This is a genomic window from Serratia inhibens (assembly GCF_003591175.1).
Classification (GTDB): Bacteria; Pseudomonadota; Gammaproteobacteria; order Enterobacterales; family Enterobacteriaceae; genus Serratia; species Serratia inhibens.
The window spans coordinates 80,962-101,635 of the sequence record NZ_QYYG01000001.1; the positions used below are offsets into that span (position 1 = coordinate 80,962).

A 20,674-nucleotide genomic window follows, 5' to 3' on the forward strand; every position below is an offset into this window, starting at 1 on the left:
ACCGCCTTTCGGCGGTTTTTTGTCGGCTCAATGAACCGTTATTTTTTGGACTTTTTTTCCGCTTTGGCCGCAATCGGTGCAACCACAACTTCTTCATCGTCCGCTTCGCTGAACTTACGTCCGTAGAAGGTATCCAGCATGATTTGCTTCAGTTCGGCAATCAGCGGATAACGCGGGTTGGCGCCGGTACACTGGTCGTCGAAAGCGTCTTCGGACAGCTTGTCGACCTTCGCCAGGAAATCGGCTTCCTGCACGCCGGCTTCACGGATGGATGCAGGGATGCCCAGCTCGGTTTTGATCTCATCCAGCCATACCAGCAGCTTCTCGATTTTTTGCGCGGTACGGTCGCCCGGGGCGCTCAGGCCGAGGTGGTCGGCGATCTCTGCGTAGCGACGACGTGCCTGTGGGCGGTCGTACTGGCTGAAGGCCGTCTGCTTGGTCGGATTGTCGTTCGCGTTATAGCGAATGACGTTGGAGATCAACATGGCGTTGGCCAGGCCGTGCGGGATGTGGAACTCGGAGCCCAGTTTGTGGGCCATGGAGTGGCAAACCCCCAGGAAGGCGTTGGCAAATGCGATACCGGCAATGGTCGCGGCGTTGTGCACACGCTCACGGGCTACCGGGTTCTTGGCACCTTCTTTGTAGCTGGCAGGCAGATATTCTTTCAGCAATTTCAGCGCTTGCAGCGCCTGGCCGTCAGAGTATTCGTTCGCCAGTACCGAAACATAAGCTTCCAGCGCGTGGGTAACCGCATCCAGACCGCCGAATGCACACAGCGATTTCGGCATGTTCATCACCAGATTGGCGTCAACGATCGCCATATCCGGCGTCAGCGCGTAGTCAGCCAGCGGGTATTTCTGGCCGGTCGCATCGTCGGTCACTACCGCAAACGGCGTGACTTCAGAACCGGTGCCTGAGGTGGTGGTGACGGCAATCATTTTCGCTTTGACGCCCATTTTCGGGAACTTGTAGATACGTTTACGGATGTCCATAAAGCGCAGCGCCAGGTCTTCGAAATGGGTTTCCGGGTGTTCGTACAGTACCCACATGATCTTCGCAGCATCCATCGGTGAACCGCCGCCCAGCGCGATAATCACGTCTGGTTTGAAGGAGTTCATCTGCTCGGCGCCTTTACGCACGATGGACAATGTTGGGTCCGCTTCTACCTCAAAGAACACTTCTGTTTCAATGCCGTGCGATTTCAGAACCGTAGTAATCTGGTCTGCATAGCCGTTATTGAACAGGTAGCGGTCGGTCACAATGAAGGCGCGTTTTGCCCCGTCGGTCGCTACTTCTTCCAGCGCGATAGGCAGTGAGCCACGGCGGAAGTAGATTGATTTCGGAAGTTTATGCCACAACATGTTTTCTGCTCGCTTCGCTACAGTTTTCTTGTTGATCAAGTGTTTTGGACCGACGTTTTCAGAGATGGAGTTCCCCCCCCATGAACCGCAGCCCAGCGTCAATGACGGAGCGAGTTTAAAGTTGTACAGGTCACCGATCCCCCCCTGAGATGCCGGGGTGTTGATCAGGATACGTGCGGTTTTCATCTTGTCGCCGAAGAAGGCAACGCGTTCCGGCTGGTTATCCTGGTCGGTATACAGGCACGACGTATGGCCGATACCGCCCATGGCGACCAGCTTTTCGGCTTTGCTGACGGCGTCTTCAAAGTCTTTGGCGCGATACATTGCCAGTGTCGGAGAGAGTTTCTCGTGAGCGAAAGGTTCGGATTCATCAACCAGTTTCACTTCACCGATCAGCACCTTGGTGCTTGCAGGCACTTTAATACCGGCCATTTCGGCAATTTTCGGTGCAGACTGACCCACGATGGCCGCGTTCAACCCGCCGTTTTTCAGAATGATGTCCTGGACCGCTTTCAGCTCTTTGCCTTGCAGCAGGTAGCCGCCATGGGAAGCGAAACGTTCACGCACTGCATCGTAGATGGAGTCTACGACGATGACAGACTGCTCGGAGGCGCAAATGACACCGCTGTCGAAGGTTTTGGACATCAGGATCGATGCAACGACGCGTTTGATATCCGCCGTTTCGTCAACCACCACCGGGGTGTTACCGGCACCGACGCCGATGGCAGGCTTGCCGGAGCTGTAGGCGGCTTTCACCATGCCAGGGCCGCCGGTAGCGAGGATCAGGTTGATGTCCGGGTGGTGCATTAACTGGTTGGACAGTTCAACGGTAGGCTGGTCAATCCAGCCGACGATGTCTTTTGGCGCCCCGGCGGCAATCGCTGCCTGCAGCACGATATCCGCGGCTTTATTGGTGGCGTTTTTCGCACGTGGGTGCGGGGAGAAGATAATGCCGTTACGGGTTTTCAGGCTGATCAGCGCTTTGAAAATAGCCGTAGAAGTTGGGTTGGTGGTTGGCACGATACCGCAAATCAGACCGATAGGCTCGGCGATGGTGATGGTACCGAAAGTATCGTCTTCGGACAGGATACCGCAGGTTTTTTCATCTTTATAAGCGTTGTAGATATACTCTGAAGCGAAGTGGTTTTTGATCACTTTATCTTCAACGATACCCATGCCGGATTCAGCAACGGCCATTTTAGCCAGAGGAATACGGGCATCGGCAGCGGCGAGGGCAGCAGCGCGGAAGATTTTATCAACTTGCTCTTGAGTGAAGTTGGCATATTCGCGCTGGGCTTTTTTGACACGTGCAACTAGCTCGTTCAGTTCAGCGACATTCGTTACAGCCATAATGCTCTCCTGATAATGTTAAACTCTTTCAGTAAATAAGCCGTGCGAGCAACAAGTATAGACGCCTAAATGGAAAATGCTGCTTAAAAACAAGGACTTTCCATACTATGCAACGCATGCTGCTGATTTGCTTAAAGAGCTTTCCCACGGCTTCCGGGGAGAAGCGGCGGGTTGAACAGAGATACCTCTTTTTCCTTAACCTGTTCTACTCCCTGACTACGACTAAGAGCTTAACTACTCTTGATTAGCGGTTTTGTGATTTAAATCATGAAAAGTGCAGGCTGACACCATTCAGCTCGAGTTGTTGAGAGTTATTCTTGATAACACTGTGGCAGATGTGTTTTTTAAACATAAAAAATCATAAACCGTACATTACTTTAACAATAGCGAATTATTTCAGATTATTTGCTCTTAAAGGATAAAAATGCTGCATTCGGCCAATGGATTACCCGTGGCAATTCCATTACATTAGCGCGCGTAGGCAGTATCACTTTTCAGAGCTATTTAAGCGGAGTCATTTGTGGGCCAATCTCTGTTGGATTTTTCCGGCTACATTAAATTTTTTGTCGGCCTGTTTGCGCTGGTGAACCCGGTGGGCATTTTGCCGGTGTTTATCAGCATGACCAGTTACCAGGCAGCGGCCGGGCGCAATAAAACGAATATGACCGCCAACCTGTCGGTCGCCATTATCCTGTGGACCTCGTTGTTTCTGGGGGAAGGGATTTTGCGCATGTTCGGTATCTCCATTGATTCGTTTCGCATCGCCGGCGGCATTCTGGTGGTGACCATCGCCATGTCGATGATCAGCGGCAAGCTGGGTGAAGATAAGCAGAACAAACAGGAAAAATCAGAGAGCGCGATCCGCGAAAGCATTGGCGTAGTGCCGTTGGCGCTGCCGCTGATGGCGGGGCCGGGCGCTATCAGTTCCACGATAGTCTGGAGTTCCCGCTACCATAACTGGCAAAACCTGCTGGGTTTTAGCCTGGCGATTGCGTTGTTTGCCTTCTGCTGTTGGTTGCTGTTCCGTGCCGCTCCTTTGCTGGTGCGTCTACTGGGGCAAACCGGCATCAACGTTATCACCCGTATTATGGGGTTGCTGCTAATGGCATTGGGCATCGAGTTTATTGTTACCGGTATTAAAGCCATATTCCCGGGACTGTTGTAATCAGGTCAGTGAGTCGCGAATAGGATAATTCGCGACTCAAATTAATTTTAAAAATTAAAATTAATTATCAGCTCGCATTAATATAGTGCGTAATATGAATGAATTTTCCTCACTTGCACCACTATGTGGCATAAATCTCACTTTACTGCTCAATAAAAGCTCTAAGCGTTATTTTTGACCCTTATCTTGCGCCTTTTTTGCCCTTTATAACCCTCCTGACGTCAAATCTGCTGTTAATTTAGTCACATCATTCTGTAGGGCTTGTCTCGCTTTCATCCAGGTGTTATTAGTGATTAACCGCGTATAAGCAGGTGTTTGTTCTTTGAACTGCCCCTTTGTTAACTGAATGTTTCTTTGCTGTGCTTGCCTGTCTTTCCCGCGGAGCTTGCGCAATGAGTTTTTTGGTTTTTATCAATAAAATCATTATGTTGAATTTTGGTGTGGTTACCTGACTGGGGATGCGCCAAATCGCACTTTGGTCAATAAAAGAGAATTGCGTAACATTTTCGTAAAAATTATTGGCTATGGAATTTGGCTTCTGCTAATTTCCGAGCAACTTTATACGCTTAATTAATTGCAAAGCGTCGTCAAAGTGGGAACGATTCTTGCTGGTGTCCGTTATTTAGAATTCTTATAAATACTTCACGAATATCGATAAGCAATGCTTGTTGGTGAAAAGGAGCCTCGACTATGCAGCAAACAATGAAGCGCACACCGTTGACCATGTTCTTTGCCGGTATGCTGAATCTCGGCGCCGTTTATTCCGTACAGGCGGCCGATGTTCCGGCCGGGGTGCAATTGGCCCAACAGCAAAGCATTGTGATCAACAACGGCAGCGAAGTCGCTTCATTGGATCCGCACAAGGTCGAAGGGACGCCTGAAAGCAATATCATTCTTAACCTGCTGGAAGGATTGGTCAGCACCGACGCCAATGGGCATGTGGTGCCGGCCGCCGCGGCAAGCTGGGAAAATCAGGATTTTAAAACCTGGACCTTCCACCTGCGCCCGGATGCGGTGTGGAGCGACGGCTCCCCGCTTACCGCGCAGGATTTCGTCTACAGTTGGCAGCGTCTGGCCGATCCCAAAATCGCTTCCCCTTACGCCAGCTATTTGCAATACGCCAAAATTGAAAACGTCGACGCTATCCTGACCGGCAAGAAAAGCCCGCAAACCCTTGGCGTTAAGGCCATCGATGACAAGACGCTGCAGGTCCAACTGAGCGAGCCGGTGCCGTACTTTGTCAGCATGTTGAGCCATACCTCGCTGAAACCGGTAAAACGGGCGGTCGTTGAAAAGTTTGGCGACAAATGGACGTTGCCCGCCAACTATGTCGGCAATGGCGCTTACCGCCTGAAAGAGTGGGTGGTGAATGAGCGCATTGTGCTTGAACGCAACCCGAGCTACTGGAACAACAAAAAAACGATCATCGATCAGGCGACCTTCTTGCCGCTGGCTTCAGAGGTCAGCGACGTCAACCGCTTCCGCAGCGGTGAGATTGATATCACCAACAGTGCCATTCCGCCGAACCTGTTCGTGAAGATGAAAAAAGAAATCCCGGAGCAGCTGCACGTTAACCCGTTCCTGTGCACGTTCTATTACGAACTCAATAATCAGCGCGCACCCTTTACCGACTCCAGGGTGCGCACTGCGGTGAAATTAACGCTCGATCGCGACATCATCGCCAACAAAATCATGGGCCAGGGCCAGATCCCGGCGTACAACTTCACCCCAACCTTTACCGATGGCGCCAGGTTCACCGCGCCGGAATGGGCGGGCTGGAGCCAGGAACAGCGTAATGCCGAAGCGAAAAAACTGTTGGCGCAAGCCGGTTTCACTGCGGCAAATCCCTTGAAGTTCACGCTGTTGTACAACACCTCGGATCAAAACAAACAGCAGGCGATCGCTGCGGCTTCGATGTGGAAGAAAAACCTCGGGGCGGATGTCACATTGCGCAATCAGGAGTGGAAAACCTCGTTGGAAAGCCGCCATCAAGGCCAGTACGACGTGGCGCGTGCGACCTGGTGCGGCGATTATAACGAGCCAAGCGCCTTCCTGAATCTGGTGATGTCCACTAGCAGCATGAACACTATCTTCTACAAGAGCCCGGTATTCGACGCCCTGATGGCCAGTACGCTGAAGGCGCCGGATGAGGCTGCACGCGCCGCTATTTACCAACAGGCGGAAGCGCAGTTGGATAAAGATTCGGCGTTGGTTCCGGTGTATTACCGCATCAGCGCGCGCCTGATCAGGCCGTCTGTGGGGGGCTTTACCGGTAAAGATCCGCTGGATTATACCGATGTGAAAAATCTGTACATCATCAAGCAGTAAAAGGGGTATTACGCCACGCCAACATCGGGGAGTAATACAGGGAAGGCCGCCTGCCGCATTCGTTCACCTGCAGTCGGTATAACAAGGTCCGCTCACGGGCAACGCAGGCTCCACGATGAGTCTGTGATAATAAAAAACTGGAGTATATCAATGACCAACATCACGAAAAAAACCATCCTTGCCGCCGGCATCCTTGCCGCGCTGGGCATCACAGCAACCGGAAGTGCCATTGCGGCCGACGTGCCGGCGGGCGTGCAACTGGCAGAGAAACAAGTGCTGGTACGTAACAACGGCGCAGAAGTGCAGTCGTTGGATCCGCATAAAATTGAAGGGGTACCCGAGTCCAACGTCTCCCGCGATTTGCTGGAAGGCTTGACCATCAACGATCAAAATGGCGCCATCGTTCCCGGCGTAGCGGAAAGCTGGGATAACAAAGACTTTAAAGTCTGGACCTTCCACCTGCGCAAAGACGCGAAATGGTCGAACGGCGAGCCGGTTACGGCGCAAGATTTCGTCTACAGCTGGCAGCGTCTGGCCGATCCTAAAACCGCCTCTCCGTATGCCAGCTATGTGCAGTATGCGCACATTGCCAATATCGACGACATCATCGTCGGCAAGCAAAAGCCGGAAGCGCTCGGTGTGAAAGCGATTGACGATCATACCTTCGAAGTGACGCTGACCGAGCCGGTGCCTTATCTGCCTAAACTGCTGGCGCACCCCTCCATGTCGCCAGTCAATAAAGCCGCGGTAGAAAAATTTGGCGAGAAGTGGACCCAGCCGCAGAACTTCGTGGCCAATGGCGCATACAAATTGAAAGGCTGGACGGTGAACGAACGTATCGTCCTGGAGCGCAACCCGGAATACTGGGATAACGCCAAAACCGTGATCAACCAGGTTACCTACCTGCCAATCTCTTCAGAAGTCACGGACGTTAACCGTTACCGCACCGGCGAGATCGACATGACCTATAACAACATGCCGATTGAGCTGTTCCAGAAGCTGAAAAAAGAGATCCCGACAGAAGTTCACGTCGATCCGTACCTGTGTACCTATTACTACGAAATCAACAACCAGAAGTCGCCGTTGACCGACGTGCGCGTGCGTACCGCCCTGAAGTTGGGTATGGATCGCGATATCATCGTTAACAAAGTGAAAAACCAGGGCGATCTGCCAGCTTACGGTTACACCCCGCCATACACCGACGGTGCCAAGCTGACACCACCAGAGTGGTTCGGTTGGACCCAGGACAAGCGTAACGAAGAAGCGAAAAAACTGCTGGCTGAAGCCGGCTATGGCCCAGGTAAACCCTTGACGCTGAGCCTGCTGTACAACACGTCGGATCTGCACAAGAAGCTGGCGATCGCTGCCGCCTCTATCTGGAAGAAAAACCTGGGCGTAGATGTGAAGCTGGTTAACCAAGAGTGGAAAACCTTCCTGGACACCCGTCATCAGGGCAACTTCGATATTGCACGCGCAGGCTGGTGTGCGGATTATAATGAGCCTTCCTCCTTCCTGAATACCATGTTGTCCGACAGCAGCAACAATACTGCACATTATAAGAGCGCGGAATTCGACAAGCTGATTGGCGATACCCTGAAAGCGAAAACTGACGACGAACGTGCAGCCCTGTACCAAAAGGCCGAAGTCCAGTTGGATAAAGATTCAGCCATTGTGCCGGTTTATTACTATGTGAACGCCCGTCTGGTGAAACCTTACGTTGGCGGTTATACCGGTAAAGACCCGCTGGATAATCTCCACGTAAAAGATCTTTATATTATCAAACATTGATTTTTATGCCGGGGCGCTTCGGCGCCTCGTCACTGATCGGCTGATAATGATAGAGCTGAAGTAAAGGCTAGAAATCCGCCGCCGATACGCACGTCGACGGCAGGCGGATTCATGGAACAGGTACGGGCAATGTTAAAATTTATTCTACGCCGCTGTCTGGAAGCAATTCCGACGCTGTTTATTTTGATCACCATTTCGTTTTTTATGATGCGCCTGGCGCCGGGAAGTCCCTTTACCGGCGAACGCGCGTTACCGCCTGAAGTGATGGCCAACATTGAGGCGAAATATCACCTCAACGATCCTATCTACAAGCAGTACTTCAACTATTTAGGCCAGCTCGCGCAAGGCGACTTTGGCCCGTCCTTCAAATACAAGGATTATTCGGTCAACGATCTGGTGGCCGCCTCTTTCCCGGTTTCAGCCAAATTGGGTCTGGCCGCATTTTTGCTGGCGGTGATATTGGGGGTTAGCGCCGGCGTCATTGCCGCGCTGAATCAAAACACCAAATGGGATTATACGGTAATGGGCTTTGCCATGACCGGGGTGGTTATCCCCAGTTTCGTGGTGGCGCCGTTACTGGTGTTGATTTTCGCCATCACGCTGAAATGGCTGCCGGGCGGCGGTTGGAACGGCGGGGCACCGAAATTTATCATTCTGCCGATGGTGGCGTTATCGCTGGCCTATATCGCCAGTATCGCCCGTATTACACGCGGATCGATGATTGAAGTGCTGCACTCAAACTTTATCCGTACCGCTCGCGCCAAGGGCCTGCCAATGCGCCGCATCATTCTGCGTCATGCATTGAAGCCTGCGTTATTGCCGGTGCTTTCCTATATGGGGCCTGCCTTTGTCGGCATCATCACCGGTTCGATGGTGATCGAAACCATTTATGGTTTGCCGGGTATCGGCCAACTGTTCGTTAACGGTGCGCTGAACCGTGACTATTCCCTGGTATTGAGCCTGACCATTCTGGTGGGCGGCCTGACTATTTTGTTTAACGCGATCGTGGACGTGCTGTACGCCGTTATCGATCCAAAAATTCGTTATTAAGCTGGAGCACGCAAATGATGTTGACGAAAAAGAACAGCGAAGCTCTGGAACACTTCAGCGAAAAGCTGGAAGTGGAAGGGCGAAGCTTGTGGCAGGATGCTCGCCGCCGCTTTGTGCATAACCGTGCGGCGGTCAGTAGCCTGTTTGTGCTGGCGCTGATTACCCTGTTTGTGATTGTAGCGCCGTGGTTGTCGCAGTTCGCCTATGACGATACCGACTGGGCGATGATGTCGGCCGCGCCGAGTCTTGAATCTGCGCACTACTTCGGCACGGACTCCTCCGGCCGCGATTTACTGGTGCGCGTAGCGATTGGCGGGCGCATCTCGCTGATGGTCGGCGTGGCCGCAGCGCTGGTGGCGGTGATTGTCGGTACCCTGTACGGCGCGATGTCGGGTTACCTGGGCGGCAAAACCGACTCGGTGATGATGCGCTTGCTGGAGATCCTCAACTCCTTCCCGTTCATGTTCTTCGTGATCCTGCTGGTGACCTTCTTCGGCCAAAATATCCTGTTGATCTTTGTGGCGATCGGCATGGTGTCGTGGCTGGATATGGCGCGTATTGTGCGCGGGCAAACCCTGAGCTTAAAGCGTAAAGAATTTATCGAGGCGGCATTGGTGTGCGGGGTTTCAACCCGAAATATCGTACTGCGCCATATCGTGCCTAACGTGCTCGGCGTGGTAGTGGTGTACGCCTCGTTGCTGGTGCCGAGCATGATTCTGTTCGAATCCTTCCTCAGCTTCCTGGGGCTGGGCACGCAGGAGCCGTTAAGCAGCTGGGGCGCATTGCTCAGTGATGGCGCCAACTCGATGGAAGTTTCACCGTGGTTGCTGCTGTTCCCGGCGGGTTTCCTGGTTGTCACTCTGTTTTGTTTCAACTTTATCGGCGATGGTCTGCGTGACGCCCTCGACCCGAAAGATCGTTAAGGAGTGCCATCATGAGCACCATTGAAAACCCGCAGTTGCAAACCGGCGCCGCCGCCAAATCGCCGCTGTTGCTGGATGTAAAAGACCTGCGCGTGACCTTCGGCACCCCGGACGGCGACGTGACGGCAGTGAACGATCTGAACTTTGATCTGCGAGCCGGCGAAACGCTGGGCATCGTCGGTGAGTCCGGTTCAGGCAAATCCCAGACCGCTTTTGCGTTGATGGGGCTGCTGGCCAGCAATGGCCGCATTGGCGGTTCGGCCAAGTTTAATGGTCGCGAGATCCTCAACCTGCCGGAAAAACAGCTCAACAAGCTGCGGGCGGAAGAGATTTCGATGATCTTCCAGGATCCGATGACGTCGCTTAACCCTTATATGCGCGTTGGCGAGCAACTGATGGAAGTGCTGATGCTGCATAAGAAAATGAGCAAAAGCGAAGCCTTCGAAGAGTCGGTGCGCATGCTCGATGCAGTAAAAATGCCGGAAGCGCGCAAACGCATGCGCATGTACCCACATGAGTTCTCCGGCGGTATGCGCCAGCGCGTGATGATCGCCATGGCGTTGTTGTGCCGGCCCAAGCTGTTGATTGCCGACGAGCCTACTACCGCACTGGATGTGACGGTTCAGGCGCAGATTATGACGCTGTTGAATGAGCTGAAGCGAGAGTTCAATACGGCCATTATCATGATCACTCACGATCTGGGCGTGGTGGCCGGTATCTGTAATAAGGTATTGGTAATGTACGCCGGGCGCACTATGGAATACGGCAGCGCACGTGATGTGTTTTATCACCCGAGCCACCCTTACTCCATCGGTCTGCTGAATGCGGTTCCGCGTCTGGACGCTGAAGGTGAAGCCTTGATGACCATTCCCGGCAATCCGCCGAATCTGCTGCGTCTGCCGAAAGGCTGCCCGTTCCAGCCGCGCTGTCAGTTCGCGATGGAACAATGCGCGAGCGCTCCGCCGTTGGAGGAGTTTGGTGAAGGGCGCCTGCGCGCCTGCTTTAAACCGGTGGAGGCGTTGGTATGACAGCGGTAACCGACAAGAAAGTGTTGCTCGAAGTGACCGATTTGAAAGTGCACTTCGACATTCATGATGACAAACAGTGGTTCTGGCAACCGGCGAAAACCCTGAAAGCGGTCGACGGCGTGACGCTGCGGTTGTACGAAGGAGAAACGCTGGGTGTGGTTGGCGAGTCCGGTTGCGGAAAGTCGACCTTCGCCCGTGCCATTATCGGCCTGGTGAAAGCCACCAGTGGGCGCGTTGCCTGGTTGGGTAAGGATCTGCTCGGCATGAGCGATACCGACTGGCGCAAAACGCGTAGCGATATTCAGATGATCTTCCAGGATCCGCTGGCCTCGCTGAACCCACGCATGACCATCGGCGAAATCATCGCCGAACCGTTGCGCACCTATTACCCGAAAATGCCGCGTCAGGAAGTGAAAGACAAAGTCAAAGCGATGATGCTGAAGGTGGGCTTGCTGCCAAACCTGATCAACCGCTATCCGCATGAGTTCTCCGGCGGCCAATGCCAGCGTATCGGTATTGCACGCGCGTTGATCCTGGAACCGAAGTTGGTGATCTGCGACGAGCCGGTTTCCGCGCTGGACGTGTCGATTCAGGCCCAGGTGGTGAACCTGTTGCAGCAGCTGCAGCGTGAAATGGGGTTGTCGTTGATTTTTATCGCGCATGACCTGGCGGTCGTTAAGCACATTTCTGACCGCGTGCTGGTGATGTATCTGGGCCATGCGGTGGAACTGGGGACCTACGATGAGGTGTACCACAACCCGCAGCATCCTTACACCAAAGCGCTGATGTCGGCGGTGCCGATCCCGGATCCGGACAAGGAGAGGGAAAAGCAGATCCAGCTGTTGGAAGGGGAACTGCCTTCGCCGATCAACCCGCCTTCAGGCTGCGTGTTCCGCACCCGCTGCCCGATTGCCGGGCCGGAATGCGCCAAGACCCGGCCACTGCTGGAGGGGAGTTTCCGTCACGCGGTGTCGTGCCTGAAAGTAGACCCTCTCTAATTCCCCGTGGTCTTTCACGCCGCAGCGTCGTTAGCGGCGTCAGCAACAAAAAACCCGCCAATGTTGGCGGGTTTTTTCATGCAAGCAGGGTGCTTATTCTTTCCACAAAATGTGGCACAGTTTGTGGTCTTTCTCACGGCAGAGCAATACGCGGGCAAACACGTCGTTGATCGGTTCGCCATCGCTGTCCGCCAGGCCAATGACCACTTCGGCAAAAAAGTCCGGGTTCAGGTCAAAATCCACATGTTCCGACCAGTCTTCCGCCGGATCATACAGCTCGGCGCCGCCGCGTTCCTCAAACTGCAGGTTGAACAGCAGAATATCCGCCGGATCCAGATTGTCGCCGGCCAATTCCAGAAAGATGTCGTAAGCCTGTTCCAGCGTTTCGTCTTCGGTAAGGCGGTTATTCAAATCCATAAAAAAATCCTGATAAAAAATGATTTGACGTTATTAAACCATGCCCGACGCGGCTTTTATAGCAGCGGGCTGAAAAAGTAGAACAGACGTTCAACAATGCGGTGCCAGAATGGTCGTTTCTGCCACTCTTGGGCGTTCAGCAACTGCGAACGGGCAATATAATCATCCTGCACGCAGGCCAGATCGCTGCCGAAGCCGTCATCGTCGATGACCAGGGTGATTTCAAAGTTCAGCCACAGGCTGCGCATGTCCAGATTCACCGTGCCTACCAGGCTGAGTTGGCCATCGACCAGCACGCTTTTGGTATGCAGCAGGCCACCTTCAAACTGATAGATGCGCACGCCGGCTTCGAGCAATTCAGAGAAGAAGGAACGGCTGGCCCAGCGCACCATCGTCGAGTCGTTGTCGCGCGGCACTATGATGCTGACTTCGACGCCACGCAGTGCGGCGGTGCAAATCGCATGCAGCAGATCGTCGCTCGGCACGAAATAGGGCGTTGTCATGATCAACTGCTCGCGTGCGGAGTACACGGCGGTCAGCAACGCCTGATGGATCATCTCGTCCGGGAAGCCGGGGCCGGAGGCGATGACCTGAATGGTGTGGCCGCTTTCCTGTTCGAACGGCATGATATTGACATCCGGCGGCGGTGGCAGAATGCGTTTGCCGGTTTCAATTTCCCAGTCGCAGGCATAAACGATACCCATGGTGCTGGCGACCGGTCCTTCCATACGCGCCATCAGATCGATCCATTGGCCGACGCCGGCGCCTTGCTTGAAATAACGCGGATCGACCATATTCATGCTGCCGGTATAGGCGATGTAATTGTCGATCAGGACGACTTTGCGGTGCTGGCGTAAATCCATCCGGCGCAGGAACACGCGGAACAGGTTAACCTTGAGCGCTTCTACCACCTCAATGCCGGCATTGCGCATCATGCCCGGATAAGGGCTGCGGAAAAACTGCAGGCTGCCGGCAGAATCCAGCATCAGCCGGCAGTGCACGCCGCGTCGCGCGGCAGCCATCAGCGATTCGGCGACCTGATCCACCAGCCCACCGGGCTGCCAGATATAGAACACCATCTCAATATTATGGCGTGCCAGCTCGATATCGCGGATTAACGCTTTCATTGTTGAGTCGGTGGTGGTGAGCAATTGCAGTTGGTTGCCCTTAACGCCATCGATGCCCTGGCGGCGATCGCACAGCTGGAACAAAGGCCTGGCGACCTCGCTGTATTCTGTGGCGAAGATCCGTTGGCTCTCTTTTAATTCGCTGAGCCAGCGCGCGGTCGAAGGCCACATCGCCTTGGCGCGTTCGGCGCGGCGTTTGCCTAAATGCAATTCGCCGAAAGACAAATAAGCCACGATACCGAATAACGGCAGAATATAGATAACCAACAGCCAGGCCATAGCGGAAGGCACAGCGCGGCGTTTCATCAGAATACGTAGCGTGACCCCAGCGATAAGCAGCCAGTAACCGAATACCATGAGCCAACTGATTACGGTATAAAATGTTGTCATAAAGGCGAAAAATCCTGTTCGCAAACCACCAACAATGAGTGTACGCACAGAATGGTAAAGGGGGAACCTTTTCTCGGCGCTTATATTGCATAAATATGATTGTCTTAAGGCACTTGCTGAAAGCGAAAAAAACTTTTTTATCCGGTCATCGTGTCGCTCGGCGACGTGGTAGTGCGACGAACTGCGACTTGGATCGCTCGACGAAAGGGCTATAATGCCCGCCGTTGGCATTTGACGGACGAGTGACGAAACGATGAGACGCAGTAGAAACGAGGTGGGTCGCTGGCGGATGCTGCGGCAGAGTCAGCGCCGCAGGCATCGCTGGCTGGAGCGCCAGTCATGCAGCAACCGGCACATTATCCGGGTACGACGTCGCCTGGATGATCAGCACCGGCGCGCATTGCTGTTTGTGGTGGCCTACGAGTGGTAACACGAAAACAGTCCCGGCAGGGACTGTGATTTGATGAAAGTTGTCTTTAGGCCCGGGGGATATTATGGGGGCGTCCTTGTCCCCCTGTCGACAAGCTCTCGCTGATAATGGGCTTTATCGCTTCTTGCCTAAAGTCCATTTCGCCATGCCTGCCCCCAGCGCCATCAACAGCGCAGCAGCTATCAGTACCGCGATAAATGCCCGGTCGAAAGCCGTGCGCGCCAGTTGTCTCAGTTGTTCGGCCTGCTCATCGGCCAGAGTGGCGGCCAGCCGCAGAGCCTCATCAATGCTGTCATAAGCGATGTCGTTCACCGGCAAACTGCCCGGCAGCGTCAGGCTGTGGCTATAGACGGCTGTCATCAACCCACCCAGCAAAGTGATGCCCAGAACCCCGCCCAGCTCATAGGAGACGTCTTCAATCGACGCCGCCATGCCGGATTTCTCTTCGGGCGCATTCAACATGATGGCGGTCGATGCGGCGGTAATGGCGCCACCGACGCCAAAACCAGTGATACACAGACACGCCAATTGCAATAAAACGCTGCTTTGATAAAACAGGGCGAGGCCGGCGATCCCGAGACCGGTCAGAATAAAGCTGCCGAGCATCATACGACGTTCGCCGTAGCGGGGCAGGAATAAACCAGTCAGCGGCCCGGCCAGCACGGAAGCCAGCGGGATCGGCAGAATAAATAGCGCGGCCTGCAATGGGCTCAGGTCGAGAACCAATTGCAAACGTTGACTCAGAACCAGTTCCACGCCAATCAGCGCTATCATCGAGAGCAAGGCAACGCCGACGCCACCGGCAAACAGCCGGTTTTGGAACAGCGAGAAGTCAATCATCGGGTATTGCGCTTGCCTTTGGCGGCGTACAAAAAGGACAAGAGAGACAATGCCGATCGCAGCGGCAATCGCTAACGCAATGAAGGAAGGGGCCGTTTTGCTCAATTCTTTCAGCGCGTAGATGCTGCCCACCAGACCGATCATGATCTGTACCGAGCCGACAATGTCGTAAGGGCGCTTATTTTCCCCGCCACAGTGCGGTATCAGTCGCCATGCCAGTGGCAGTACCAACATCACCACCGGCACGTTGATAAGAAACACCGAACCCCACCAGAAATATTCCAGCAACACCCCGCCGACCACAGGCCCCAGCGCAGCTGCACTGGAGGCTACCGCAGCCCAAATACCAATAGCCAACGCGCGCTCGCGTTCGTCGGTAAAGATATGGCGGACGATGGACAAGGTTGCCGGCATCATCATGGCGGCACCCACGGCGAGAAATGCACGCGCAGCGATCAACCACTCGGCGGAGGGGGAAAAGGCGGCGCAAAGCGAGGCGACGGCAAAAACCGGTAATCCGGCCATAAACAGGCGCTTATGACCGATGCGGTCGCTCAGCATGCCGGCGCCAGGCAGCAAACCTGCGACCACCAACGGGTAAGCGTTTACGATCCACAATTTTTGTGACGCATTGGCATCCAGCGCCTGCGTCAGCCGTGGTAAAGCGGTATATAACACCGTCATGTCGATGACGATGAGAAATAGGGCGCTGGAGATTAAGGCCAGTATCAACCAGCGATTGTTTACGAACATAATATTATTCCAAAAAATGCGGGCAGCGCGGATGCGCCGCCAGAAGGTAAACCCCAGTCTCAACTGGTGGTATACTGGTCATAATATATATCCATACGTACGTATTGAAAAGAGGGGTTTATCAATGGGACGTCAACGCAGCATCGATCGTGACAAGGTTCTGGATATGGCCGAAGAGATAGTCGCCAACCAGGGTGCCGCCGGGCTGACCATTGATTCCGTCGCAAAAGCGATGGGGATCTCCAAAGGCGGAGTGCAATACTGCTTCGGCAGTAAAGACGCGTTGATTGATGCGATGTTTGAACGCTGGGGTAAGGCGTATGACACAGTGTTCGACGCGATTGCCGGGGAAAATCCCTCTGCTACCACCGCCGTGCAGGCGCATATGCAGGCGACCAGAAGCTCCGATCAGGCGTCCAGCGCCAAGGCTGCGGGGTTGATGGCGACGCTGATTCAAACGCCGGAGCATCTGAACAGCACGCGCGACTGGTACCGCAGTCGGATTGCCGGTCTGGATTTGACCACTGAGGAAGGAAGGCGTGCGCGATTGGCTTTTCTGGCCACCGAAGGGGCATTCATGCTGCGGTTTTTTGGCCTGATGGATATTGGCCAGCAAGAGTGGGACGCTATGTTTGCGGATATGCAGGTACTGGTTCTGGCGCAAAGCCAAACGGCTGTAGCGGATCCGGCATCGAAGTAAAATAGAAAGTAATCTTAACCCCGACACTGTTCGGGGTCGGCGCGCAGGTCGGGTTGATATTCAACCTGGCCGGTTACCCGGTTTTACGGCACAAATATTTGCCTTTTATGACGCCGTCATAAAATCTGCCTTTTGAAACCACCACCACAAAATCCTGGTAGATTCGCTTGGGAACCCCGATATATTGGTAGGTCCCCGCATCACGAAACTGGATTTCCAGAATCTGAGCATTTTCATCATAGCCTATTGATATCATTCTTGAAGATGAAACCGGTTGTCGCTGCAAGTAGACTCCCCCTGTTAATTCATTATTATTTATATGGTTATAGGCTGCCCGTTAACCATACCAGAAGCGGGAATGCGCCGCCAGACGCTTTGCTGTAAGAAGAAAGCTATCGCACTGATAGCTGGCGGGGCGAAAGGGGGGAGCGTAGGGTTATCGGACAAGATATTCCCTCGAAGAACCCTTTGGCCAGCCACTCCGTGCTGGCTTTTTTTTTACGGTATTGTTCATTCTGAGGCGGGTGGCAAAATAAGTAACGGACCACTAATGTGGCCCGTAATTGTAACAGTGCAACTCGCTATAATGGAAAGTAACGGATTTACTTGATAGCTATCTAAAATACTTGTTTAAAGGGTTTTACCGTCACGTCACCATAAACGCCGGCGGCGACGTAGGGATCCTGTTCAGCCCAGGCTTGAGCATCCGCCAGCGAGGCGAATTCCGCAATCACCGTAGAACCGCTGAAGCCCGCACTGCCCGGATCGTTGCTGTCGATAGCCGGGTTTGGGCCGGCTATCACCAGACGGCCTTCATCCCTCAGCGCCTGCAGGCGTGCCAGATGTGCCGGGCGCACTGCCAGACGGTTTTCCAATGAGTTGGGAACGTCCTGCGCATAGATCAGATAAAGCATGTTTCACCTTTAAAATCATTAGTATAGAAGGGGTGATTCAAAGTAGCGCAAAAGGCGCGTCATGGGAATGCCTGGCCGGGGGAATTTATCTGCAGCTGGCGCTTATGCCTTGAAGCAGCTAGTTTTTATTCGTATAGTGCGGCCGCGCGATGAATTGAACTCCTGTGTGAGAGGTGAGGAAATGACGGAACTGGTTAGGGATAAACTCGACTTGCCTGAGGGCAAAAGCAAGCTGTTACTGCACTCCTGTTGTGCGCCTTGTTCCGGTGAGGTGATGGAAGCCATTCAGGCCTCCGGCATCGAATACGCCATCTTTTTCTATAATCCTAATATTCACCCGCAAAAAGAGTATCTGCTGCGCAAGGAAGAGAACGTTCGCTTTGCCGAGCAACACGGGATACCCATTATTGACGCCGATTACGATACCGATAACTGGTTTGCCCGCGCCAAAGGCATGGAAAACGAGCCAGAGCGCGGGATCCGTTGCACCATGTGTTTCGACATGCGTTTCGAGCGCACTGCGTTGTACGCGCATGAGCATGGCTACGACACCATCTCCAGCTCGCTGGGTATTTCCCGCTGGAAGAATATGCAGCAAATCACCGACTGCGGCATCCGCGCAGCAGAAAAATATCCTGATCTGCAGTATTGGGACTACAACTGGCGCAAAAAAGGCGGTGCGTCGCGAATGATAGAAATCAGCAAGCGCGAACGTTTTTACCAGCAGGAGTACTGCGGCTGCGTTTATTCGTTGCGTGACACCAACCTGCATCGCAAAGCGCAGGGGCGACCCCTGATCAAACTGGGTGCGCTGTACTACGGTGATGAAGAATAACGCCGCATTGGTGAAAAAGGACCCGCTACGGCGGGTTTTTTGGTTTTTGTCGCGGTAAACCAGGTTAATAGAGCGTGTGAAATCCTCAATAAAAAAGCAAATGAAAGGTTAATATCCCTATGAGTTTGCAGGTTTTAGCGATGAATAATGACGATTAAAGCGATAGTTCGCCATTCGTTATTGAATATGATTGCTATTTGCATTTAAACTTGGCGAACCAGAGGAAACAGAATCATTATGCCGCTAAAAAAGATGTTCCTTAATCGCCGTTTGTCAGTGCCGATTGTCCTGTCCGTTGGCTTACACAGCGCCCTGGTGGTGGGGTTGCTCTATGCTTCCGTCAAGGAGGTTATGGAGTTGCCGAAACCGGAGGATGCGCCAATCAGCGTCATGATGGTCAATACCGCCGCGATGGCGGAACCGCCGCCACCTGCGCCTGCTGAGCCGGAACCGCAGGTGGAACCGGAACCAGAACCTGAGCCGGAACCGCTGCCAGAGCCGCCGCCAAAGGCGATACTGAAACCTGAGCCGGAAAAGCCCAAGCCGAAGCCAAAACCGAAGCCGAAGGTTGAAAAGCCGGTCAAACGCGAACCGCAGAAAGTCGAGCCGCGCGAGCCGTCGCCGTTTGAAAATAACGAACCGGCCAAGCCAGTCGATAAAGCGCCGGTGAAGCAAGCGCCGTCAGCGCCGGTTCAGGGCAATTCGCGTGATGTGGGGCCGAAGCCAATCAGCCGTGCGGATCCGATCTACCCGCCGCGCGCCAGGGCATTGCAGATCGAAGGCAATGTGCGGGTTCAATTTGATATCGACAGCGACGGGCGCGTGACGAACGTGCGTATTCTGAATGCGGAGCCACGCAATATGTTCGAGCGTGAAGTGAAGCAGGCATTGCGCAAGTGGCGTTATGAAGCCAAAGAAGCGAAAGATCGCATCGTTAACATTCGCTTTAAAATAAACGGCACCACGGAGATGAACTGATATCGACGTTGGCGCCAACAGAAAAAGGGTCGCCGAAGCGACCCTTTTTGCTGGCTGCATTTCAGCTATTCTTCAAAGCCGACGCGGAAGTTCATTTTGCCATCGGGCAGGGCGCGTGAGTTGCCCTCGTCGTCCACCGCGACATAGGTAAATACCGCCTCGGTTGCACGGTAACGCTGGCCGATAGGCGCAGAGGATACCTTTTTCACCCACACTTCGATATTGATGGTGATCGAACTGCGGCCGGTACGGATACACTGCGCATAGCAGCAAACCACATCACCCACTGCGACCGGTTTCAGGAAGGTCATACCGTCGACACGCACTGTCACCACGCGTCCTTCGGCAATTTCTTTTGCCTGAATAGCGCCGCCGATGTCCATTTGCGACATCAGCCAGCCGCCAAAAATATCACCGTTGGCATTGGTATCTGCCGGCATCGCCAGCGTTCTCAGTACCATCTCGCCACTGGGTAAAGGTCGTTGTTGAGTCATAGCCGTCTGCTTATCAAAGAAGGGTTTTCATTATACTGCCCGCAGCAAGCGCTACGGGCATTAACAATTTTGTAACTATTTTTTCTGTTCTTCCGGCATATGCCGATAAATATAAATACCGCTGAGCAGGGTAAATACCAGCGTCAGGGCTGTCAGGCCGAACACTTTGAAGTTAACCCAAACGCTTTGCGGCAGCCAAAAGGCGACGTAAATATTTGCCAGGCCACAGAGCAGGAAGAACACCGCCCAGGCCAGGTTGAGGTTGCTCCACACCTTGTCCGGCAGCGTGAGCTCTTTACCCAGCATGCGCTGAACCAGCGGTTTCTTGAGCACCAGTTGGCTGACCAGCAACGCCAACGCAAACAGGCTATAAATGACCGTGACTTTCCATTTGATAAACAAATCGTTATGGAATACCAGCGTCAGGGTACCGAACACCAGCACCATCAGGAAGGTGATCAGCGTCATCTTCTCGACCTTGCGGTATTTGATCCAGGTAAACACCAGCGCCAGCGCAGTAGCGACAATCAAGGCGCCGGAGGCGACGTAGATATCGTAGAGCTTGTAAAAAGCAAAAAAGACAATTAACGGGAGGAAATCAAGAAACTGCTTCATAAATCAATCCATCATCTGTTCATCAGCCGACTATACCGGATTCGGCTGGCTCTGTGTACCGCAGGGAGGCGCTGATTATCGGCGTTTGAGAACCGGATTTCTGCCATGAAAGCAGGAATTTGCATAAACTTACGATTGAGGTCGCGAGTTAGCGGCGGGCTGCTTGCCGGCACGGCACTGGCATATCATG

Annotated in this window: 19 protein-coding genes; 11 read left to right on the top strand and 8 right to left on the bottom strand. The window is 53.6% G+C overall.

Annotated elements, in window-relative coordinates; translation table 11 throughout:
• Positions 1 to 38 precede the first annotated feature (38 nt).
• Positions 39 to 2,711 (bottom strand): bifunctional acetaldehyde-CoA/alcohol dehydrogenase, encoded by a 2,673-nt coding sequence (gene adhE, locus D4100_RS00425; protein WP_006321186.1) that lies wholly within the window; start codon positions 2,709 to 2,711, stop codon positions 39 to 41.
• A 520-nt stretch (positions 2,712 to 3,231) separates the two neighbouring features.
• Between adhE and D4100_RS00430 the strand changes: the two genes are divergently transcribed.
• The 7 genes from D4100_RS00430 to oppF all read left to right on the top strand — a co-directional run bounded on the left by D4100_RS00430 (position 3,232) and on the right by oppF (position 11,991).
• The gene (locus D4100_RS00430) at positions 3,232 to 3,876 is read left to right on the top strand and encodes a YchE family NAAT transporter (RefSeq protein WP_043912971.1); all 645 of its coding nucleotides are present in this window, start codon (positions 3,232 to 3,234) and stop codon (positions 3,874 to 3,876) included.
• A 690-nt stretch (positions 3,877 to 4,566) separates the two neighbouring features.
• On the top strand, positions 4,567 to 6,204 hold the full coding sequence (locus D4100_RS00435; RefSeq protein WP_119802556.1) for an ABC transporter substrate-binding protein: 1,638 nt from the start codon (positions 4,567 to 4,569) through the stop codon (positions 6,202 to 6,204).
• Positions 6,205 to 6,354: 150 nt separating this feature from the next.
• Positions 6,355 to 7,992, top strand: a complete 1,638-nt coding sequence (gene oppA / locus D4100_RS00440) for an oligopeptide ABC transporter substrate-binding protein OppA (protein WP_119802558.1) — start codon at positions 6,355 to 6,357, stop codon at positions 7,990 to 7,992.
• Positions 7,993 to 8,121: 129 nt separating this feature from the next.
• On the top strand, positions 8,122 to 9,042 hold the full coding sequence (gene oppB / locus D4100_RS00445) for an oligopeptide ABC transporter permease OppB (RefSeq protein WP_006321182.1): 921 nt from the start codon (positions 8,122 to 8,124) through the stop codon (positions 9,040 to 9,042).
• Between the two features lie 14 nt (positions 9,043 to 9,056).
• Positions 9,057 to 9,965, top strand: coding sequence for an oligopeptide ABC transporter permease OppC (gene oppC / locus D4100_RS00450; RefSeq protein WP_006321181.1), 909 nt, complete (start codon positions 9,057 to 9,059; stop codon positions 9,963 to 9,965).
• 11 nt (positions 9,966 to 9,976) lie between these two features.
• On the top strand, positions 9,977 to 10,993 hold the full coding sequence (gene oppD, locus D4100_RS00455; protein WP_006321180.1) for an ABC transporter ATP-binding protein: 1,017 nt from the start codon (positions 9,977 to 9,979) through the stop codon (positions 10,991 to 10,993).
• Complete coding sequence (gene oppF, locus D4100_RS00460; protein WP_119802560.1) at positions 10,990 to 11,991, top strand: murein tripeptide/oligopeptide ABC transporter ATP binding protein OppF; 1,002 nt, start codon at positions 10,990 to 10,992, stop codon at positions 11,989 to 11,991. The genes oppD and oppF overlap by 4 nt, the downstream gene beginning before the upstream one ends.
• Before the next feature lie 93 nt (positions 11,992 to 12,084).
• Here the strand turns inward: oppF and D4100_RS00465 are convergent, their stop codons facing one another.
• Together D4100_RS00465 and cls are read right to left on the bottom strand one after the other, a co-directional pair.
• On the bottom strand, positions 12,085 to 12,408 hold the full coding sequence (locus tag D4100_RS00465) for an HI1450 family dsDNA-mimic protein (protein ID WP_004945300.1): 324 nt from the start codon (positions 12,406 to 12,408) through the stop codon (positions 12,085 to 12,087).
• Positions 12,409 to 12,464: 56 nt separating this feature from the next.
• Positions 12,465 to 13,925 (bottom strand): cardiolipin synthase, encoded by a 1,461-nt coding sequence (gene cls, locus D4100_RS00470; protein WP_006321178.1) that lies wholly within the window; start codon positions 13,923 to 13,925, stop codon positions 12,465 to 12,467.
• A gap of 253 nt (positions 13,926 to 14,178) precedes the next feature.
• Between cls and D4100_RS00475 the strand changes: the two genes are divergently transcribed.
• On the top strand, positions 14,179 to 14,355 hold the full coding sequence (locus D4100_RS00475) for a YciY family protein (RefSeq protein ID WP_004945296.1): 177 nt from the start codon (positions 14,179 to 14,181) through the stop codon (positions 14,353 to 14,355).
• Between the two features lie 114 nt (positions 14,356 to 14,469).
• Here D4100_RS00475 and D4100_RS00480 read toward each other — a convergent pair whose 3' ends face one another.
• Positions 14,470 to 15,948 (bottom strand): MFS transporter, encoded by a 1,479-nt coding sequence (locus D4100_RS00480; protein ID WP_006321176.1) that lies wholly within the window; start codon positions 15,946 to 15,948, stop codon positions 14,470 to 14,472.
• A gap of 124 nt (positions 15,949 to 16,072) precedes the next feature.
• Between D4100_RS00480 and D4100_RS00485 the strand changes: the two genes are divergently transcribed.
• Entirely contained in the window at positions 16,073 to 16,648 is a 576-nt protein-coding gene (locus D4100_RS00485; protein WP_006321175.1) for a TetR/AcrR family transcriptional regulator, read from the top strand.
• Between the two features lie 73 nt (positions 16,649 to 16,721).
• On the opposite strand, the gene D4100_RS00490 is transcribed toward D4100_RS00485, so the two are convergent.
• Both D4100_RS00490 and D4100_RS00495 read right to left on the bottom strand, forming a co-directional pair.
• The gene (locus D4100_RS00490; protein ID WP_006321174.1) at positions 16,722 to 16,934 is read right to left on the bottom strand and encodes a KTSC domain-containing protein; all 213 of its coding nucleotides are present in this window, start codon (positions 16,932 to 16,934) and stop codon (positions 16,722 to 16,724) included.
• Between the two features lie 331 nt (positions 16,935 to 17,265).
• Entirely contained in the window at positions 17,266 to 17,562 is a 297-nt protein-coding gene (locus D4100_RS00495) for a YciI family protein (RefSeq protein WP_006321172.1), read from the bottom strand.
• Positions 17,563 to 17,743: 181 nt separating this feature from the next.
• Between D4100_RS00495 and D4100_RS00500 the strand changes: the two genes are divergently transcribed.
• Both D4100_RS00500 and tonB read left to right on the top strand, forming a co-directional pair.
• Positions 17,744 to 18,397: an epoxyqueuosine reductase QueH gene (locus D4100_RS00500; RefSeq protein ID WP_006321171.1), complete on the top strand. Its 654-nt coding sequence runs from the start codon at positions 17,744 to 17,746 to the stop codon at positions 18,395 to 18,397.
• A 237-nt stretch (positions 18,398 to 18,634) separates the two neighbouring features.
• The gene (gene tonB, locus D4100_RS00505; protein ID WP_006321170.1) at positions 18,635 to 19,375 is read left to right on the top strand and encodes a TonB system transport protein TonB; all 741 of its coding nucleotides are present in this window, start codon (positions 18,635 to 18,637) and stop codon (positions 19,373 to 19,375) included.
• Positions 19,376 to 19,440: 65 nt separating this feature from the next.
• On the opposite strand, the gene yciA is transcribed toward tonB, so the two are convergent.
• A complete protein-coding gene (gene yciA, locus D4100_RS00510; RefSeq protein ID WP_004945276.1) occupies positions 19,441 to 19,869 on the bottom strand; it encodes an acyl-CoA thioester hydrolase YciA in 429 nt (142 codons plus the stop codon).
• 75 nt (positions 19,870 to 19,944) lie between these two features.
• Complete coding sequence (locus D4100_RS00515) at positions 19,945 to 20,484, bottom strand: septation protein A (protein ID WP_006321168.1); 540 nt, start codon at positions 20,482 to 20,484, stop codon at positions 19,945 to 19,947.
• Between the last annotated feature and the right edge of the window lie 190 nt (positions 20,485 to 20,674).

Coding starts and splice junctions, on each gene's coding strand:
- adhE (WP_006321186.1), bottom strand. CDS start 2,711: ATGGCTGTAACGAATGTCGCTGAACTGAACGAGCTAGTTGCACGTGTC.
- D4100_RS00435 (WP_119802556.1), top strand. CDS start 4,567: ATGCAGCAAACAATGAAGCGCACACCGTTGACCATGTTCTTTGCCGGT.
- oppA (WP_119802558.1), top strand. CDS start 6,355: ATGACCAACATCACGAAAAAAACCATCCTTGCCGCCGGCATCCTTGCC.
- oppB (WP_006321182.1), top strand. CDS start 8,122: ATGTTAAAATTTATTCTACGCCGCTGTCTGGAAGCAATTCCGACGCTG.
- oppC (WP_006321181.1), top strand. CDS start 9,057: ATGATGTTGACGAAAAAGAACAGCGAAGCTCTGGAACACTTCAGCGAA.
- oppD (WP_006321180.1), top strand. CDS start 9,977: ATGAGCACCATTGAAAACCCGCAGTTGCAAACCGGCGCCGCCGCCAAA.
- oppF (WP_119802560.1), top strand. CDS start 10,990: ATGACAGCGGTAACCGACAAGAAAGTGTTGCTCGAAGTGACCGATTTG.
- D4100_RS00465 (WP_004945300.1), bottom strand. CDS start 12,408: ATGGATTTGAATAACCGCCTTACCGAAGACGAAACGCTGGAACAGGCT.
- cls (WP_006321178.1), bottom strand. CDS start 13,925: ATGACAACATTTTATACCGTAATCAGTTGGCTCATGGTATTCGGTTAC.
- D4100_RS00475 (WP_004945296.1), top strand. CDS start 14,179: ATGAGACGCAGTAGAAACGAGGTGGGTCGCTGGCGGATGCTGCGGCAG.
- D4100_RS00480 (WP_006321176.1), bottom strand. CDS start 15,948: ATGTTCGTAAACAATCGCTGGTTGATACTGGCCTTAATCTCCAGCGCC.
- D4100_RS00485 (WP_006321175.1), top strand. CDS start 16,073: ATGGGACGTCAACGCAGCATCGATCGTGACAAGGTTCTGGATATGGCC.
- D4100_RS00495 (WP_006321172.1), bottom strand. CDS start 17,562: ATGCTTTATCTGATCTATGCGCAGGACGTTCCCAACTCATTGGAAAAC.
- D4100_RS00500 (WP_006321171.1), top strand. CDS start 17,744: ATGACGGAACTGGTTAGGGATAAACTCGACTTGCCTGAGGGCAAAAGC.
- tonB (WP_006321170.1), top strand. CDS start 18,635: ATGCCGCTAAAAAAGATGTTCCTTAATCGCCGTTTGTCAGTGCCGATT.
- yciA (WP_004945276.1), bottom strand. CDS start 19,869: ATGACTCAACAACGACCTTTACCCAGTGGCGAGATGGTACTGAGAACG.
- D4100_RS00515 (WP_006321168.1), bottom strand. CDS start 20,484: ATGAAGCAGTTTCTTGATTTCCTCCCGTTAATTGTCTTTTTTGCTTTT.